This window comes from Micromonospora sp. KC207 (assembly GCF_004348615.1).
Classification (GTDB): Bacteria; Actinomycetota; Actinomycetes; order Mycobacteriales; family Micromonosporaceae; genus Micromonospora.
Genome location: NZ_SMKJ01000574.1, coordinates 1 through 1,482, shown reverse-complemented (window position 1 = coordinate 1,482; position 1,482 = coordinate 1). Strand labels below are relative to the sequence as shown.

1 protein-coding gene and 1 pseudogene are annotated in these 1,482 nt (G+C 75.3%); one reads left to right on the top strand and one right to left on the bottom strand.

The annotated features are described in order from the left end of the window. Positions 1-3 precede the first annotated feature (3 nt). Positions 4-1,158, top strand: coding sequence for a galactokinase (galK, locus tag E1258_RS32580; protein ID WP_132407816.1), 1,155 nt, complete (start codon positions 4-6; stop codon positions 1,156-1,158). A gap of 94 nt (positions 1,159-1,252) precedes the next feature. Here galK and E1258_RS32575 read toward each other — a convergent pair. Then, positions 1,253-1,482: pseudogene (locus E1258_RS32575) on the bottom strand (sulfate adenylyltransferase); the annotation flags it as partial.

The window sequence follows — 1,482 nt, the reverse complement described above, 5'->3', positions numbered from 1 at the left end:
CCGGTGGGCGATGTGGCCGACCGCGCCGCCGCCGGTTTCCGCCACCGGTACGGCGCACCGGCCGCCGGCCGCTGGGCAGCACCCGGCCGGGTCAACCTGATCGGCGAGCACACCGACTACAACGACGGCTTCGTGCTGCCGTTCGCGCTGCCGCTGCGTACCGTCGTCGCCGCCGCCCCCCGAGACGGCGACCGCTGGACGGTCTGGTCGGAGCTCTCCGACGCGGTGGTCGAGTTCGGGGCCGACGAGGTGGCCGCCCCCGGCCGGGTCGACGGCTGGGCCGCGTACGTCGCCGGGGTGGTGTGGGCGCTGCGCGAGGCCGGCCACGCCGTGCCCGGCGCGCGGCTCGCCATCGCCTCCGACGTGCCACTCGGCTCCGGGCTGTCCTCCTCGGCCGCGCTGGAGGCCGCCGTGCTCGCCGCCCTCGTCGATCTCGGCGGGCTGGACCTGCCGGCCGAGGCGCGGCCCCGGGTCGCCCAGCGTGCCGAGAACGCCTACGTCGGCGCGCCCACCGGGATCATGGACCAGTCCGCGGTGATCCGCTGCCGCGCCGGCCACGCCCTCTTCCTCGACTGCCGCACCGAGGCCGTCGAGCACATCCCGTTCGACCTGGCTGCCGCCGGGTTGGCCATGCTGGTGATCGACAGTCGGGCACCGCACCGGCACGCCGACGGCGAGTACGCCTCCCGCCGCACCGCCTGCGAGAAGGCCGCCGGGCTGCTCGGGGTGCCCGCCCTGCGTGACGTGGCCGCCGTCGACCTCGACGATGCCCTCGCCCGGCTCGACGACGACGAGATCCGCCGCCGGGTCCGGCACGTCGTCACCGAGGACCAGCGGGTGCTCGACACCGTGGCGCTGCTTCGAGCCGGCCAGGTCGGCGACATCGGGCCGCTGCTGACCGCCTCGCACGCCTCGATGCGCGACGACTTCGAGATCACCGTGCCGGAGGTCGACACGGCGGTCGAGGCGGCCCTCGCAGCCGGGGCTTACGGGGCCCGGATGACCGGCGGCGGCTTCGGCGGCTGCGTCCTCGCCCTGGTCGACGCCGACCGCGCCGACACGGTGGCCGACGCCGTCGCGGCCGAGTACGCCGAGCGCGGCTTCCGCGCCCCCGGCTTCCACCTGGCCACCCCGGCCGCCGGCGCACACCGCTGGTAGACAGGGGCCCCTTGCCAGCGCACAACGCGCAGCAAGGGGCCCCTGTCAACAGCTCTGGGCGGGTCGTCCGCCGGAGCAGGGCGCGCGTCGGCGCTCAGCCGGCCTCGACGATCATGCCCGCGCCGACGGTGCGGTTTGTCGCCTCGTCGATGATCACGAACCCGCCGGTGGTGCGGTTGCGTCGGTACTCGTCCGCCAGCAGCGGGATGGTGGTGCGGATGCGGACCCGGCCGATCTCGTTGAGGTCGAGTTGGGTGGCGGTTTCGTCACGGTGCAGGGAGTTGATGTCGAGGCGGTAGTGCAGACCCCGCACGATCGCCCGCG